The organism is Plesiomonas sp., from assembly GCF_051652165.1.
Lineage (GTDB): Bacteria > Pseudomonadota > Gammaproteobacteria > Enterobacterales > CAMTGL01 > Plesiomonas.
Map to the genome: position 1 here is coordinate 185,193 of NZ_JBOFTR010000007.1, position 17,104 is coordinate 202,296.

The 17,104-nt window shown below is 44.6% G+C and carries 13 protein-coding genes; 11 read left to right on the top strand and 2 right to left on the bottom strand.

Translation table 11 applies throughout. The annotated features are described in order from the left end of the window. Positions 1 to 263 precede the first annotated feature (263 nt). The 6 genes from ACRC53_RS06580 to pntB all read left to right on the top strand — a co-directional run bounded on the left by ACRC53_RS06580 (position 264) and on the right by pntB (position 7,962). Positions 264 to 758, top strand: coding sequence for a GAF domain-containing protein (locus ACRC53_RS06580; RefSeq protein ID WP_438642703.1), 495 nt, complete (start codon positions 264 to 266; stop codon positions 756 to 758). Between the two features lie 80 nt (positions 759 to 838). Then, positions 839 to 1,501 (top strand): RNA chaperone ProQ, encoded by a 663-nt coding sequence (proQ, locus tag ACRC53_RS06585; protein ID WP_438642704.1) that lies wholly within the window; start codon positions 839 to 841, stop codon positions 1,499 to 1,501. Positions 1,502 to 1,521: 20 nt separating this feature from the next. Beyond that, complete coding sequence (prc, locus tag ACRC53_RS06590; RefSeq protein ID WP_438642705.1) at positions 1,522 to 3,543, top strand: carboxy terminal-processing peptidase; 2,022 nt, start codon at positions 1,522 to 1,524, stop codon at positions 3,541 to 3,543. 382 nt (positions 3,544 to 3,925) lie between these two features. Next, positions 3,926 to 4,597, top strand: a complete 672-nt coding sequence (locus tag ACRC53_RS06595) for a hypothetical protein (RefSeq protein ID WP_438642706.1) — start codon at positions 3,926 to 3,928, stop codon at positions 4,595 to 4,597. 445 nt (positions 4,598 to 5,042) lie between these two features. Next, positions 5,043 to 6,575, top strand: coding sequence for a Re/Si-specific NAD(P)(+) transhydrogenase subunit alpha (gene pntA / locus ACRC53_RS06600; RefSeq protein WP_438642707.1), 1,533 nt, complete (start codon positions 5,043 to 5,045; stop codon positions 6,573 to 6,575). 10 nt (positions 6,576 to 6,585) lie between these two features. Further along, positions 6,586 to 7,962, top strand: a complete 1,377-nt coding sequence (gene pntB / locus ACRC53_RS06605) for a Re/Si-specific NAD(P)(+) transhydrogenase subunit beta (RefSeq protein ID WP_438622054.1) — start codon at positions 6,586 to 6,588, stop codon at positions 7,960 to 7,962. 226 nt (positions 7,963 to 8,188) lie between these two features. On the opposite strand, the gene ACRC53_RS06610 is transcribed toward pntB, so the two are convergent. Continuing rightward, a complete protein-coding gene (locus tag ACRC53_RS06610) occupies positions 8,189 to 9,547 on the bottom strand; it encodes a DEAD/DEAH box helicase (RefSeq protein ID WP_438642708.1) in 1,359 nt (452 codons plus the stop codon). A 47-nt stretch (positions 9,548 to 9,594) separates the two neighbouring features. Continuing rightward, on the bottom strand, positions 9,595 to 10,800 hold the full coding sequence (pncB, locus tag ACRC53_RS06615; RefSeq protein ID WP_438642709.1) for a nicotinate phosphoribosyltransferase: 1,206 nt from the start codon (positions 10,798 to 10,800) through the stop codon (positions 9,595 to 9,597). A gap of 426 nt (positions 10,801 to 11,226) precedes the next feature. On the opposite strand from pncB, the gene pepN reads away from it, so the two are divergent. The 5 genes from pepN to ACRC53_RS06640 all read left to right on the top strand — a co-directional run bounded on the left by pepN (position 11,227) and on the right by ACRC53_RS06640 (position 16,760). Next, positions 11,227 to 13,833, top strand: a complete 2,607-nt coding sequence (gene pepN, locus ACRC53_RS06620) for an aminopeptidase N (RefSeq protein WP_438642710.1) — start codon at positions 11,227 to 11,229, stop codon at positions 13,831 to 13,833. 104 nt (positions 13,834 to 13,937) lie between these two features. Further along, the gene (locus tag ACRC53_RS06625) at positions 13,938 to 14,153 is read left to right on the top strand and encodes a DUF2835 family protein (protein WP_438642711.1); all 216 of its coding nucleotides are present in this window, start codon (positions 13,938 to 13,940) and stop codon (positions 14,151 to 14,153) included. Positions 14,154 to 14,403: 250 nt separating this feature from the next. Beyond that, on the top strand, positions 14,404 to 15,414 hold the full coding sequence (pyrD, locus tag ACRC53_RS06630; protein ID WP_438642712.1) for a quinone-dependent dihydroorotate dehydrogenase: 1,011 nt from the start codon (positions 14,404 to 14,406) through the stop codon (positions 15,412 to 15,414). A 175-nt stretch (positions 15,415 to 15,589) separates the two neighbouring features. Next, positions 15,590 to 16,132, top strand: coding sequence for a cell division protein ZapC (locus ACRC53_RS06635; protein WP_438642713.1), 543 nt, complete (start codon positions 15,590 to 15,592; stop codon positions 16,130 to 16,132). Positions 16,133 to 16,274: 142 nt separating this feature from the next. Continuing rightward, positions 16,275 to 16,760: a DUF1097 domain-containing protein gene (locus tag ACRC53_RS06640; protein ID WP_438642714.1), complete on the top strand. Its 486-nt coding sequence runs from the start codon at positions 16,275 to 16,277 to the stop codon at positions 16,758 to 16,760. Positions 16,761 to 17,104: the final 344 nt, after the last annotated feature.

Below are 17,104 nucleotides of genomic sequence, written 5' to 3' on the forward strand. Positions count from 1 at the left end.
CATACTCTAAGCAGTATGATGATATTGCGGTTATTAATAAGCACAAACTAATAAGCACAAACAGAGTAGGCTATATTCGACCAGATAAGCGTATAGCAATGAGCAATGTTTACACATTATTTTGAACAGCGGAATTAATCCTCAACATACGACCTAGTGAATATGTAAATATAGCGCATAAATCAGCTTGCTTAGGATTGATCCTACCCTTGATTACCGTATAACCTACTTTCTGTATTACGATTTATTAACAAAGGGCTATAATGTCAGAATGTAGTGAACTCAGTACCCCAGAATGCTACACCTTTTATGCAGCTTTACATCAAGAGCTATTTGCTTTACTTGAAGGGGAAACTGACCTAATCGCAATTTTAGCGAATACTTGTGCATTATTAAATGAGCGATTACCTGATATTAACTGGGTTGGCTTCTATCTTTTAAAAGCAGAGCAATTAGTTCTTGGTCCGTTTCAAGGTCGTGTAGCATGTAGCCGCATCCCATATGGAAAAGGAGTTTGTGGTCAAGCACTGCAACAACAACAGACCTTACGGGTAGAGGATGTACATCAGTTCGCTGGCCATATTGCTTGTGATGTGCGAAGTCGCGCAGAGATAGTCATCCCGTTGCAGATAAAGGGGTACTATTCTGCGGTTTTAGACATTGATAGCCCGACTCTCGGACGTTTTAGTATGGAAGATCAACAGGCTTTAGAAAAAATAGTCATTGATTTAAGTGCACTCTTAAGCGTTGATGCGTAGCTTTTATGGAACAGGACACTATAATACTGCCTGTTCATGCCTGCGCCTGTCGGCGTTAAAGTAGTAATTCAGGACTTTTCATGGAAAATCAACAGAAGCTGACCAGTAGCAAAGAAGTTATCGCCTATCTGGCAGAGCGTTTCCCTAAATGCTTCACCCTTGAAGGCGAAGCTCGCCCTCTGAAAATTGGTATTTTTCAAGACGTAGTTTCACACTTAGGGGATACCCCGCAAGTAAGTAAAACTCAGCTGCGATCAGCTTTGCGTCAATACACCTCTAGCTGGCGTTACCTGCACGGTGCAAAAGCTGGGGCGCAACGTGTCGATCTTGATGGCGCTGATTGCGGTGAACTTGAACAACAACATGTTGATCATGCACGCACGCAATTAGAAGAAGCAAAAGCACGAGTGAAAGCAAAACGTGCAGCAGCAAAAAAAGAAGACGGCGATAAACCAGCCGCTCGTCGCCCTCGTTCAGAGAACAAGCGTGCTGTCGATACCCGTAAACCTGAGACTCGTAAGGCAAAACCGTCTCGAGTAGTAACAACCTCTAAACCTGAGGTTATAGAAGTAAAAGTACAAAACGTTGAAATTGCTCAACTTAACGTTGGACAGGCCATTAAAGTGCGTGCCGGTAAAGGCTTAATGGATGCGACCGTATTGGAAATTGCCAAAGACGGTGTACGTGTACAGCTAACCTCCGGTTTGGCAATGATTGTTCGGGCGGAGCATTTGCTCGCCTGAGGCGGAGACAGAAGCAAGGCATGAAAAATTTGTTTCGAGTAACTGCAGCGGCCAGCATTTTGCTGGCCTGCTGGACGCAGGCTGCTGAGCCGAAATATGCTTTGAGCAGCATTCCTGTATTGACCCCTGAGATGCAACACGCTACAGCGGAAAAGCGGATTACTGCTCGCTTTACCCGTTCACACTATCGTCAATTTGATTTAAACAGTGAGTTTTCAGATAAGATATTTGATCGCTATCTGAACATGCTGGATTACAATCATAATGTTTTTTTGCAATCAGACATCGCACAATTCTCAGCACAGCGTGATAACCTCAATAACGAGCTAAAAGAGGGAAAACTCGATACCGCTTATGCGTTATTTAATCTTTCACAAAAACGCCGTTATGAACGTTACCAATATGCATTAACACTGCTAAATAAGCCAATGAGTTTTGACAGTGCAGATGTTTATGATGTTGATCGAACTAAAGCACCATGGCCAAAAACGACTGCAGAGCTAGATAAGCTGTGGTATGAAAAAGTTAAATTTGATGCCTTAAGCTTAAAACTTGCTGGCAAAGAGTGGCCAGCAATTCAAGAGACACTGACTAAACGTTATAATTTTGCTATTCGGCGTTTAGCGCAAACTAACAGTGAAGATGTCTTTTCCGCCTTCATGAATGCGTTTTCACGTGAAATTGACCCTCATACTAGCTATCTTTCTCCTCGTAATGCAGAGCAGTTTAATAATGAAATGAACCTCTCCCTTGAAGGGATAGGGGCTGTGTTACAAGCTGATGATGATTATACCGTGATCCGCTCACTTGTTGCCGGTGGCCCTGCATCTACCAATAAAAGTATTGCCGTAGGCGATAAAATTATTGGTGTCGGCCAAGCAGGAAAAGAGATGGTTGATGTTATCGGTTGGCGGCTTGATGATGTTGTTGATCTGATCAAAGGGCCAAAAGGCAGTAAAGTGCGTTTGCAAATATTGCCTGCAGGAAAAGACAGTAAAGCAAAAGAAGTCGTTTTGGTTAGAGATAAAATTCGCCTTGAAGATCGTGCAGCAAAAGCAACGATAAAAGAGGTAAATGGCCAGAAAGTCGGAGTTATCGACATTCCAAGTTTCTATGTCGGTCTAAGTGAAGATGTAAAGGCGCGTTTACAAGAGCTGCGTGATAAGCACGTTGCCAGTATTGTGATTGATTTACGCGGTAACGGTGGTGGTGCATTGACAGAGGCCACTGCATTAAGTGGATTGTTTATTCCACAAGGGCCGGTAGTACAAGTACGTGATAGCTATGGCCGTATCAAAGTCAATTCAGATACTGATGGCATCTCATATTATGACGGCCCGTTGACCGTGTTGGTAGATAGATTCAGTGCCTCGGCTTCAGAGATATTTGCTGCCGCGATGCAAGATTATGGCCGTGCTTTAATTGTGGGTGAAAACACCTTTGGTAAAGGCACAGTGCAGCAGCATCGCTCACTGAATCATATCTATGATTTGTTTGATAAACCTCTTGGACACGTACAATATACAATTCAGAAGTTTTACCGTATCAATGGCGGTAGTACACAACACAAAGGGGTTGCACCTGATATTGTGATGCCAACCGGTGTTGATCCTGCTGACACGGGGGAATCTTTTGAAGATAATGCACTGCCGTGGGACAGCATTGATGCTGTGACCTTTGATAAAGCAGGTTCACCGACTTCATTTGTAACAGTGTTAACGCAACAGCATCAGGCGCGTATTGCAAAAGATCCAGAGTTTGCCTATATCCGTGACGATATTGCACAATATAAGATCCTTAAAGCCAAAGAGAACAAGATCTCCTTGAATCTGGCCGAACGGCAAAAAGAGAATCACGAAGAGGATGCTTTGCGTTTGAAACGTGTGAATGAGCGTTTGGTTCGAGCAGGGAAAAAACCAGTGAAATCCCTTGAAGCTATTCCAAAAGACTACCAAGATCCTGATCCATATATGGATGAAACGGTAAAGATCACTCTGGATTTGGCAAAAGATCAGTCTGCAACCGTAAAAAAAGCCTCATAACTGAAGGCAGATTTCATCTTGCTATGTGTAGCAGTAACGCTGCAACAGTGTGAAATCGTTTACTGTAAACTGTTGACCATTAGCCCCGATATATCGGGGCTTTTTTATGTCATTACCACTTCATAACTTTTCAAAACTACATCAAAAAAATATCTTACTTTCTTTAATATGTGCGGTGAAAAAAGTCAGGAATGACTAACGTGAATATATTAGTGTCTCAATCTATTTTTTTCTGGTCACTGATGTATTGCTATGTCACCAGTTTTGCAACAGCAAAGCTATCAGCGGACGTATAGGTGCAAGCGGGTCTTGGATGTGACGGTGACTCCCTAATGATGGTTGTTCCGTATTCTTGCGCCAATGCGCAATGAATGGAGGTGTTATGCTCCGACCCTTATCTGCACTGACACTGTCAGTGATCATGAGTTTTTCAACATCGAGCTATGCTGAACTTGATCAATCACTTAACGCGTTTGATGAGCCCTATATTGTAGGTGATTGGTTTTGGCGAGCAGATGCAGGAGATGAAATTAAACTCGGTGAGATCAGTTACCGCAATATGTCTATCCGTTTTGATTCACATAATCGATTCTTTTTTGTGCTACAACGCAGTGATGGGCAACATGATGTATGGCAAGGTGGGTATGATATTAACCAGCGTGCATTAACATTGTTTCCTGAAGGGGATGCTACACAACATTTGTCTTTTCATTTAAGTCAGAATCAGTTTGTCATGGGCGATATTATGTTTATGAAGTTACCGCCAATGGAACTGCTTGGATCGTGGCAAAGTGCACAAATCAGTGGCACTGATGTGATGCCACAAGTTAATCATTTTGCGGTTAATTTTCACCCTGATTTCCAGTTTGAATCACAAAGTACAGGAAAAGATGGAAAATTACAGACTAATCGTGGTCTCTATATTTATGAAGGGCATGAAGTGGTACTGTTTTATGAAGACGGTCGGCAATCACTCAATATCTCACAAGAGAATAATGAGCTGATTTTAAACGATAACTTATTCGATAGCCGGATTGCACTGGTTAAACGCTAATATGCAATAACATACTTATATGGTTTTTATCTGTGGTTAAATACTTGCCGCAAAAGCATTTTTGCCGAGTATTTAACCATGATTTTGCTATTTATCCCTCATGTTGTTGTGAATTTACTCACTAACTTCTCATTCGACCTGTTATTAGTAGCTTCTCACGGTTAATTTCAGTAATTTATTTTCTAAAATTCGAATGACGTTGTGTCTTGGTCATCTATACCACGTAATAATATTTCATCATTCTTATTTTCGTTTAACCTAAAGTACATAAAATGTTATGGAGGACGTATCATGCTATATCAGAGGGATTATTGCGTTTAATGCACGTTAAATCGTACATAGCCTGGTGGTTATGTCATGATTTGACACATCAGTGAGTCACTTTTTTCACTGATTAGGGGTAGAGTATTATTTTTGCTAACCGATGCCAATTCAAGGAATAACTATGCTGATTGGTGTACCAAAGGAACAGCTTGCGAATGAATCGCGAGTAGCTGCTACACCGAAAACGGTGGAGCAATTGCTGAAGTTAGGTTTCAGCGTGGCGATAGAGCAAAACGCGGGCTTTCGTGCCAGCTTTGAGGATGCAGCATACGTTGCTGCCGGTGCTCAGGTCGTATCATCCGATGATATTTGGAATTCCGATATCATTTTAAAAGTGAATGCGCCAACAGAAGCAGAGATCCCGCTGCTTAAAGAGGGCACATCGCTGATCAGTTTTATCTGGCCTGCACAAAATGCAGATCTGATGGCAAAACTGGCCGAGCGTAAAATTAACGTGATGGCAATGGATGCCGTACCGCGTATTTCACGTGCGCAGTCTTTAGATGCATTGAGCTCAATGGCTAATATTGCCGGTTATCGTGCGGTTGTTGAAGCGGCACATGAGTTCGGCTCTTTCTTTACTGGCCAAATTACGGCTGCAGGTAAAGTACCCCCTGCAAAAGTGATGATTATTGGCGCAGGTGTTGCAGGGCTTGCTGCCATTGGCGCAGCAGGGAGCTTAGGTGCGATTGTTCGTGCATTTGATACTCGCCCTGAGGTGAAAGAGCAAGTTCAAAGTATGGGGGCTGAGTTCCTTGAGCTTGACTTTGAAGAGGAAGCCGGTAGTGGTGATGGCTATGCAAAAGTGATGTCACCTGCCTTTATCAAGGCAGAGATGGCGCTGTTTGCGGCACAGGCCAAAGAGGTGGATATTATTATCACCACGGCACTGATCCCAGGTAAACCGGCACCAAAGCTGATTACCAAAGAGATGGTTGCTAGCATGAAGCCGGGCAGCGTTATTGTTGATCTGGCTGCGGCAACGGGCGGTAACTGTGAGCTGGCACAGGCTGATACTGTGGTCGTTACGGATAATCAGGTTAAGATTATTGGGTATACCGATTTGCCAAGCCGTTTGCCGACACAATCATCTCAGTTGTACGGTACAAACCTTGTTAACTTGCTCAAGCTATTGTGCAAAGAAAAAGATGGCACGATTAATATCGACTTCGACGATGTGGTTTTGCGCAGTGTGACTGTGATCCGTGAAGGCGATGTGACATGGCCGCCTCCGGCCATTCAGGTTTCAGCGCAGCCACAAAAAGCGGCTACTGCGCCAGTAGCACCGAAAGAGGCTGAAAAACCAACTTCTCCGGCCAAAAAATATGGTCTGATGGCTGCCGGTATCGTGCTGTTTGGATGGATTGCGAATGCTGCGCCTGCCGCATTTTTATCCCATTTCACGGTATTCATTTTGGCCTGCGTGGTTGGTTACTACGTGGTGTGGAATGTGAGCCATGCTCTGCATACACCTCTGATGTCGGTAACCAATGCGATTTCCGGCATTATCGTGGTCGGTGCATTGTTGCAGATAGGTCAAGGCAGTGGGTTTGTATCATTCTTAGCGTTTATTGCGGTGCTGATCGCCAGCATTAATATATTTGGTGGCTTTACTGTCACTCAGCGCATGTTGAAAATGTTTAGAAGGGACTGAGGGGTAGAACATGTCTGAAGGATTGGTACAAGCTGCATACATTGTGGCTGCTGTGCTGTTTATCATGAGCTTGGCCGGATTGTCTAAGCATGAAACAGCCAAGGCGGGTAACTGGTACGGTATTGCCGGTATGGGTATCGCGCTGGTGGCAACGATTTTAGGGCCGCATTCAGCCAGTGTGGGTTGGATTTTATTGGCAATGGTTATTGGTGGTGCAATCGGTATCCGCTTGGCAAAACGTGTCGAAATGACAGAGATGCCAGAGCTGGTGGCGGTATTACATAGCTTTGTGGGTCTGGCTGCGGTACTGGTCGGGATTAACAGCTATCTAGACCACGGTGTTGCCGAGGGCGTGCTGCTTAATATCCACTTAACCGAAGTGTTTATCGGTATCTTTATCGGTGCGGTGACGTTCACTGGTTCGATTGTGGCATTTGGTAAGTTGTGCGGCAAAATTAGCTCGAAGCCGATGATGTTGCCACACCGCCACAAGCTGAATCTAGCGGCGTTGGTTGTTTCGTTCCTGCTGCTGGTGGTGTTCTTGAAAGCGGGCGGAAGCACGTTTGCACTGGTGGTGATGACACTGATTGCGTTGGCATTTGGTTGGCATTTGGTGGCATCAATTGGTGGTGCTGATATGCCAGTGGTTGTCTCTATGCTGAACTCGTATTCAGGATGGGCAGCGGCAGCGGCAGGTTTTATGCTGGCAAACGATCTGCTGATTGTGACTGGCGCATTAGTGGGGTCATCAGGTGCGATTCTTTCCTACATTATGTGTAAGGCAATGAACCGCTCATTTGTCAGTGTGATTGCCGGTGGTTTTGGTACAGATAGTGCGCCTTCTGATGATGATCAGGAGATGGGCGAATACCGTGAAACGTCGGCAGAAGAGGTAGCTGACATGCTGAAAAATGCAACGTCAGTTATTATTACTCCGGGCTATGGTATGGCCGTGGCGCAAGCACAGTATCCTGTTGCTGCAATTACTCAAAAATTGCGTGAGAAGGGCGTGAAGGTCCGTTTTGGTATTCACCCTGTTGCGGGGCGCTTACCGGGCCACATGAACGTGTTGCTTGCAGAAGCTAAAGTGCCGTATGACATTGTATTGGAGATGGATGAGATCAATGATGATTTTGCCGATACTGATGTTGTGCTGGTGATTGGTGCGAATGATACGGTGAACCCTGCTGCGCTTGAAGATCCAAAGAGCCCAATTGCGGGTATGCCAGTACTGGAAGTGTGGAAAGCACAGAATGTTGTGGCATTTAAACGTTCTATGAATACCGGTTATGCCGGTGTACAAAACCCGCTGTTCTTTAAAGAGAACACGCAAATGTTGTTTGGTGATGCCAAAGACAGTGTTGATGCTATCTTGCGGGCGTTGTAATTAGACGTAATATCACTGCATTGTGGCCGATGTCTGATGTAGTGGTAGTTCGAGTCACGGTTCCGAGAGCGGTATAGACAGTAGTCTAGCACTAGCAAGACGGTTATTCGGACAAGACCAATAAAAAAGATCACCAATAGGTGATCTTTTTTTATGTCTGCCATGCAGCAGAATGATACCGGTCTGCTGCGGCCAGATAACGGTATTTACCGTGTCTGGTGGGGCTTTATTCGGTGTCTGACTCTGGTAGTTCAGGATCTGGGCGTTCAACCACCAACTGTTTGGGTTTACGCTTCATCATCACCATACCGGCATCAGTGCCTGCGGTGAATTTTTTACCCATACGTGGTTTGGCTTTAGCACTGGTTTTACTGCCAGATTTTGCCGCTTTGCCTTTATTTGTACTGTTTTGGTCAGTCACTTTTTTGGCTTTGCGTAATCCGCGGAATTTACCTTCCAACCCTTCAATACTGGAGAAGCTTAATGGCTGGTTTACGGCAGCTTTTACGCGCTCGTAACTTTCCCAGTCTTTCGGGCCGACTAATGAAATGGCGGTGCCCTTGCTGCCAGCTCGTCCAGTACGTCCGATACGGTGGATGTACTCTTCGGGTTGTTTTGGCATATCAAAGTTGATGACCAGTGAAACGTTCAGCAGGTCTAACCCGCGTGAGGCAACATCGGTGGTGATCAGCATTTTGTAACAGCCGCGACTGAAATCATCCATGATCTTGTTACGTGCGCTTTGACTATGCTCACCGCTTAAGCCCACGGCTTTACTGCCTTGAAGGTTAAGACGCTCTGCCAGCCGTTCGGTGTCGGCGCGTGTTGCGGTAAAGACGATCACTTGCTGATAGGCTTCGTGCTGTAAAATATGATCAAGCAGGGCTTGCTTGTGATCCAGATGATCGACCAGATAAAAGTGCTGGCTGATATCGGCGTGTTGAGCCATCGCATCGCCTACGGCAATACGGCGCGGATTTTTCAATGCGGCAAAAGCCAACACTTCAACTTCAGGTGTAATGGTGGCTGAGAACATCATGGTTTGACGTAGGCGGTGATCAGCAGATTCATTGATGGTTTTGAGCTCTGCGGCAAAACCCAAATCAAGCATGCGATCGGCTTCATCCATGATCAGCATTTCAACACCGTTCAGGTAGATGCTGCGCTCTTTTAGGTGATTGGCTAAACGGCCCGGTGTAGCAATAATGATTTGTGGATGTTTACGCAGTGCGTGAATTTGATCATTAAAGTTCTCACCACCGAGTAACAGTGCTGCTTCCATCTGTTTTCCAGCCAGCAAGAAACGCAATTGTGCGTAAACTTGACGGGCGAGTTCACGCGTTGGTGCAAGAATAACAGCACGTGGATCGCGTTTTTGACGTGCTCGCTCGCGCAGCAGACGCTGCATCATCGGCAGCAAAAATGCCATGGTTTTGCCTGATCCAGTTTTGGATGAGGCAATAATATCGCGCCCGGTAATCGCAGCAGGAATACACATCTGCTGGATCTCGGTGGCTGCAGCATACCCAAGGTTATTGATAGTGTTAATTAACCGTGAGTCGAGAGAAAGCTCGTCAAAGCGCAAAGTAATGCTCCGTGGTATTGTCATTAGCAGTAAAAAAGGGTGTTAGTTTAGCTATTACAAGCCAAGGGTAAAGAGAAGGCTTTACATAACGCTTCTACAAACTGCGGGTCTTGGCAGATTGTTTTCCCTGGGCTATCAGAGAGTTTTGCAACGGGCCTTCCGTTACATTCTGTTAGCTTAATAACAATGTTTAGTGGCTCTACACCTGGAATATCACAAGTGAGGCGCGTGCCAATTCCAAAAGTAGTATTGATCCGATGATGGAAATGGCGATAGAGCGCGAGTGCTTTGTTCAGATCAAGATTATCTGAAAACACCAGTGTTTTAGTCTGTGGATCTAACCCCAGAGCCTGATAGTGTGCGATTGCTTTCTCACCCCACTCTACGGCATCGCCGGAGTCGTGGCGCAACCCTTGGTAACGGGTAGCAAAGTGGTGGTTAAAATCACGTAAAAAAGCATCCATGGTAATGCAGTCGGTCAGTGCTATACCAAGAGCATCTGGGTAAATATCTAGCCATGCTTGTAGAGCAGCTTGTTGACTTTGAGCAAGAGTAGGGGTTAGTTGCTGATGTGCTTGAAACCATTCGTGCGCTTGAGTTCCAACGGGAGTGAGATCAAGTGTTCGTGCAAGATGGTAGTTACTTGTGCCACAAAATCCAGCAAATTCCGTTTTTAAGGTTTTTACTACCGCATGTTGTACATCCGCAGAAAAACGGCGACGCGTGCCAAAATCAACTAACCGGAATTGATCCATATTCAGATCGGTAGCTTGGGCAGAGAATTGGACTAGTTTTTGCCGTAAGTGGCTGATGGCGTGCGCGGTAGTAACATGTGGATAGCGGTGGCGCTGACTAATTTCGCTGATCAAAGCCAGTAATGGCACTTCCCATAAAATAACTTCATGCCATGGCCCTTCAATATGCAAAGCAAGTTGCCCTTGTTCAATACTGACTTGTACTTGTTCTGGTTTGTAACGGTATGTTTTTAACCAATTGAGATAGTCAGTTTTGAAAAAAGGTAAGCCTGACAGGTAATTAAACTCGTCATCACTCAATACTAAATCTGCCATTAGCGCAATTTGTGCACGAATTTCATATGCGTATTGGCTTAATGCATGTGCTCCACGGCAGCGAAACTCAGCCACTACACGTGTTTGCGGATAGAGGAAATAGACTGCCTGTTGCATGTGCAGTTTATAAGCATCAGTGTCGAGCAGTGACGACAAAATCGGTGTGGTTACGGATTGAGTCATAATTACCGTACAATATCCTTAATTAACACTGGCGATAGGCCACTCTTGATAATTATACCTCAGAACAGGGTAACATCCGTTAAATTTATCGTTCAGGCCAGATAAATAAACTTAAGACTGAATATATTATAGGTTTTTATTGTGTTAAATCGTGGCGTAATTCTGAGCACCCGCCTTTTTTTCATCACAAAAATAGAGTGATAATAATTGCTGTGGTTATGATGCGGTTCCGTGAAGGCGCTTTGTATCACCCTGCTTTAATTTATGTTTTATGCTTTGTTGATTGAAGATGATTGATAAAAAGCGTTATGGTTAAACGGTGAGTTTATACGCTTAGTGTGAGTATTGTGTTGGGCTCTGTGGCCAGTAGTTATCACTATACATAGTGTTGATGATATAAGTGTAATGACGAGGGAATAAACAATAATGAATCCGCAACCTCAGGCAAAATATCGCCATGATTATCAAGTACCTGATTACACGATTACACAAGTGGAATTAGCGTTTGATTTAGCCGCCGATAATACGTGTGTAACAGCCACAAGTGATGTATTACGCCAAGGGCAACATACGCGCCCATTAGTATTGGCGGGTGAAGGTTTGACGTTAGTTTCTGTGGCTGTAGATGGCCAGCCTTGGCCGCATTATCAGCAATCAGCTCATGCTTTAACAGTGAACCAGTTACCTGAACAGTTTACATTAACAGTAGTTACAACATTCAGCCCAGCAAACAATACGGCACTGTCTGGTTTGTATCAGTCAGGTGAGGCGTTGTGTACGCAGTGTGAGGCAGAGGGATTCCGGCGGATCACCTATTTCCTTGACCGACCAGATGTATTGGCGCGTTACCGCACCAAAATTACGGCAGATAAGGGGCGTTACCCGTTCTTGCTCTCTAACGGAAACCGGATTGCGCACGGTGATTTACCGGATGGAAAACACTGGATGCAGTGGGAAGATCCGTTCCCTAAACCATCCTATTTATTTGCGCTGGTAGCCGGCGATTTTGATGTGCTGCGTGATACGTTTGTAACGCGTTCTGGCCGTGATGTGGCACTGGAGTTGTATGTTGATCGGGGTAATTTAGACCGCGCGGATTGGGCAATGGCTTCATTAAAGCAGTCTATGGCGTGGGATGAGGCGCGTTTTGGTCTAGAGTACGATCTAGATATTTATATGATCGTAGCGGTTGATTTCTTCAATATGGGGGCGATGGAGAATAAAGGGCTGAATGTCTTTAACTCTAAGTTTGTATTGGCGAAAGCGGAAACAGCAACCGATGCTGATTACCTCGATATTGAGCGGGTGATTGGGCATGAGTATTTCCACAACTGGACGGGGAATCGGGTTACGTGCCGTGACTGGTTCCAGTTGAGTTTGAAAGAGGGGCTGACAGTCTTCCGTGATCAGGAGTTTAGTTCTGATCTTGGCTCGCGTGCGGTAAACCGAATTAATAACGTGCGTGTGGTACGTGGCGCGCAGTTTGCTGAAGATGCCAGCCCGATGGCACATCCTATCCGCCCTGATAAAGTGATTGAGATGAATAACTTCTACACAGTGACTGTGTATGAGAAGGGCTCAGAAGTTATTCGGATGATGCACACTTTGCTGGGGGAGGCGGCGTTTCAGGCGGGTATGCGTTTGTACTTTGAGCGTCATGATGGCAGTGCGGCAACCTGTGATGATTTTGTTGATGCGATGCAGCAGGCTTCCGGAGTGGATTTAACGCAGTTCCGCCGTTGGTACAGTCAGGCGGGTACGCCACAACTGACGGTGCATGATGAGTATGATGCGGCAACGCAGGTGTATACGTTGCATGTGAGTCAGATGACACCGCCAACGCCAGAGCAGGCTGAGAAGCTGCCATTACATATTCCGCTGAATATTGAGCTGTATTCGCCGCAGGGTGCGGTGATCCCGCTGATGCTAGAGGGCAAACCGGTCGGTAATGTGCTAAATGTGACTGAAGAGCTGCAAACGTTCCGTTTTGAGCAGGTTGCAGAACAACCGGTGATTTCACTTTTGCGCGAGTTTTCTGCGCCAGTGAAATTGGACTATCCGTATACCGATGCGCAGTTAACGTTTCTGATGCGCTATGCCAGCAATGATTTTGCACGCTGGGATGCGGCGCAAATGCTGATTGGTAAATATGTTCGTCTGAATGTGGCGAATGTTGCTCAGGGTGCGGAGTTAATTTTCCCACTGGCGGCGATTGATGCTTTCCGCGCAATTTTGCTCGATGACTCACTTGATCTTGCGCTGGCTGCACTGATATTGACGCTACCTAAAGAGACTGAACTGGCCGAACTGTTTGATACAATTAATCCGGATGCAATTCGTACGGTGCGCGAATTTATTCGTGAGGAACTGGTGCTGGAGTTGGCTGACGAGCTGCGTGCGGTGTATCAAGCTCATCAGTTGGCTGAATATCGGGTTGAGCATGGCGATATTGCTCGTCGTTCTTTACGTAACACGTGTCTAAGCTATCTGGCTTTTGCTGAAGGAGCAGATGCGCGTGTTCGCAAGCAGTATGAAGCAGCCAATAACATGACTGATGCGTTGGCGGCATTGTCGGCGGCGGTTAGCGCAGAGTTGCCGTGTCGTGATGCGTTAATGACGCATTTTGCTGATAAATGGCAGCACGATGGTTTAGTGATGGATAAGTGGTTTATGTTGCAGGCAACCAGCCCAGCAGCCAATGTGTTGACCACTGTGCGTACAGTTATGCAGCATCCGGCCTTTAGCCTGGCAAACCCGAACCGTACTCGTTCATTGATTGGTGCATTTGCTTCGGCAAATCCGGCTGCTTTTCATGCCAAAGATGGGGCGGGTTATCAGTTCTTAGGGAATATTCTGGCTGAACTGAATAGCCGTAACCCACAGGTCGCGTCGCGTCTGATTGAGCCGCTGATCCGGTTGGGGCGTTATGATGCTGATCGTCAGGCGTTGATGCGTACACAATTGGTGAAGTTGCAAGGGCTTAATAATCTGGCCAGCGATCTGTTTGAAAAAATCAGTAAGTCATTGGCATAGCTGATAATACGAGTCAATTGACGCTAGGGTTATTGCATGTAGAGTGAGTGTATCTGGCGGGGCAACCCGCCATTTTTTGTACAAAATAGCGGTTAACATTTTTTATGATCTTCCATTTCACCCTTAATATGGATTACCACACGTTTTTGCATCACTACAGTGGCTCGGCTCGGCAGATTTTAGTGATGTCAGAGCAGGGCAAACGGCTGAGTCTTCCTGCTGCACGTTTCCGTAATTTTTTGCTGCACAATGGTATTGTTGGCCGATTTTATATTGAGCTAAATGCAGAAAATCAGATTATTGCACTACAACGGTGCTGAAAAGGTGCTGAGGCTCTGAAAATCCGTTAAAAATTCATGACAATGCCCGTATGTTTGGCCATAATGCCAATCCGGTTTCTAACCGGGGCATTCAGCGCGTTTTCTATTGATGATTGCACAGTTTCCGGTGTCGAAATGCCAGTAAACTGCACGATCATAACCCTCTTTTATGATCACTCTTGATGGGTATTTTGCACTACGTTGTTACTGTGAATGCAGAGTAGACAGCGTCATTATCAGGAGAGGTATCATGTTCTATCGCCTAGCAAGGCAAGCGATTTTTCAATTTGAGCCGGAACGCGCTCATGATCTGACCATTCACAATCTTCAGTTGTTGAGCGGTACTTCTCTTGAATATCTGATTCGGCAAAATATTCCGAATAAATCGGTCAGTTGCATGGGGTTAAGCTTTAAAAACCCCGTAGGACTTGCTGCAGGACTTGATAAAAATGCTGATTGTTTAGATGCACTCGGTGCAATGGGGTTTGGTTTTATTGAAGTAGGCACAGTGACACCTAAACCACAATTAGGGAATGATAAACCACGTTTATTTAGGGTGTTAGAAGCTGACGGTATTATTAACCGCATGGGTTTTAATAACCGTGGAGTTGATTATCTAGTTGAGAATGTAAAAAAAGCAAAATACGATGGTGTTATTGGTATTAATATCGGTAAAAATAAAGATACGCCGTTAGAAAAAGGCAAGGATGATTATCTGATTTGTATGGATAAAGTCTATCCGTATGCTGGATATATTGCCGTTAATATCTCTTCACCGAATACCCCCGGTTTACGCAGTTTACAGTACGGTGAGGCGCTGGATGATTTATTGCAATCAATAAAACAGCGCCAGCATGAGCTTCATCAATTACATGGCCGCTATGTTCCGGTTGCCGTAAAAATTGCGCCTGATTTAACCGATGAAGAGCTAATTCAAGTTGCCGATAGTCTGGTCAGATACCAGCTTGATGGTGTGATTGCGACCAATACGACGCTTGATCGCTCATTAGTTCAGGGCTACAAACACAGCAATGAAGCGGGAGGATTAAGTGGTCGCCCATTGCAGCACCGTAGCACAGAAGTTATCCGTAAACTTGCCATTGAACTGAAAGGTCGGGTTCCGATTATTGGTGTCGGCGGTATTGATACGGCAATTGCTGCACGTGAAAAAATGGCGGCTGGCGCTTCACTTGTGCAAATTTATTCAGGCTTTATTTATCAAGGGCCACGATTAATTCGAGATATTGCGTCATATATTTAATGTATTGAGTTTAAAAAAATAGGCAGGGGTTTGCAATAATCCCTGTCTGGTTTACATTAATAGTATATTTATTGGATAATTAATGATGTAGGTTATTTTTCACTGCGCATTTTATTGCGTATAATACTCCTATATAGACTTTATTTATGCACTTTGTTTTGATTTAGGCCTGCCTATGAATATTCAACCTAATGATCATTGGAAATGGTACGTTGATTCCGAACTTGATCGGTTGATGCTTGATCTTGCAAATGGCATGATTTTTCGATCACGTCTTACTGGGAGAGTATTAACGCCTGATGTTTTTTCTGGTATTTCATTTCATGTCGATGATATCGCACAATATTATGATTATATGGATGGATTACACGCAAGCAAACTTAGTTCAGATCAGAAAAGTGAGTTAGTTTTAAATGCGATTGCTGCTCGGCACTTTTTAAAACCAGTTATGCCTAAAAGTTGGTATTTTGAACGTACTAGCCATGCATACAGCCCAGAAATAGGTGAGCTGGTCAATGCTTCATTACTTGATTCAGAGGAAAAAGTACGATTATTTGTGGTAGAGAATAATGGCAATGCCAGCTTATGCTTATTTGCTCAACATTTACAACTCTCATCAGGCAAAATGGTCGGCTTAGGTGATCCCATAAAAGTGATGAATGATCGTCTTTCACCACCGGCGACACTCTCTTACTCACAATATGCACATGTAAGCTGATTTTTTGTGATATTAACTAGTTTTATCTGTAATAAGACTTTTTTCATATTTTAAAAGATTGACCCAAATCTTGATTGTTCAGTAAACACCCTCCTATACTCCGCTTCCTCTTTATTCCCAATATTCATGCTAGAGGTAATGTATGAGTACATTAATGGCCATTGCATTAACTACTGGCTTGTTGTCAGGCATTTGGGCCTGGATAGCCATGAGCGTAGGCCTAATAAGCTGGGCTGGTTTTCTTGGTTGTACAACCTATTTTTCCTCACCCGAAGAGGGTATAAAAGGCGTTCTACTCAGTGCAATCACCAATACCAGTGGCGTATTCTGGGGCATGATGATTATCAATAGCAGTGCGATTAGCTCACATATTGAAATTGTCGGTTATGTTTTGACTGCAATCGTCTCCTTCTTTATGTGTATTCAGGCTAAACAGCGTTGGCTTGGTTTTATTCCGGGCACCTTTATTGGGTGTTGTGCCACTTTTGCATCCGGCGGTCATTGGCAATTAGTGTTACCTTCACTCTTGGTTGGCATTGCATTTGGTTATGCGATGAAAGCCAGTGGTTTATGGTTACAGCAACGTTTGCGAGCTTGTGCAGTGAAAAAATCTCACTATAAAGGATAAAATATCAGCAGATTATGCTCATACTTGGGGTTTATGTTTGCTTTTTAAGCAATCGGGATTTAAAAGATGGAAAAGGCTTGTGCTAAAAAGATAATTCCCTATAATGCGCTCCCTGTCGGCAAGGAACGAAACACGCAAGTGAATCATAACTAAACCGATATGCTCTTTAAAAAATTAATCAGACAATCTGTGTGGGCACTCGTTGAAGACGCTGACTATCCAAAAGATACTTAGTTAAACGAGTGACTGACAATTTATTTGCTAGTTATTTCGAGCGACAAACTTTAAATTGAAGAGTTTGATCATGGCTCAGATTGAACGCTGGCGGCAGGCCTAACACATGC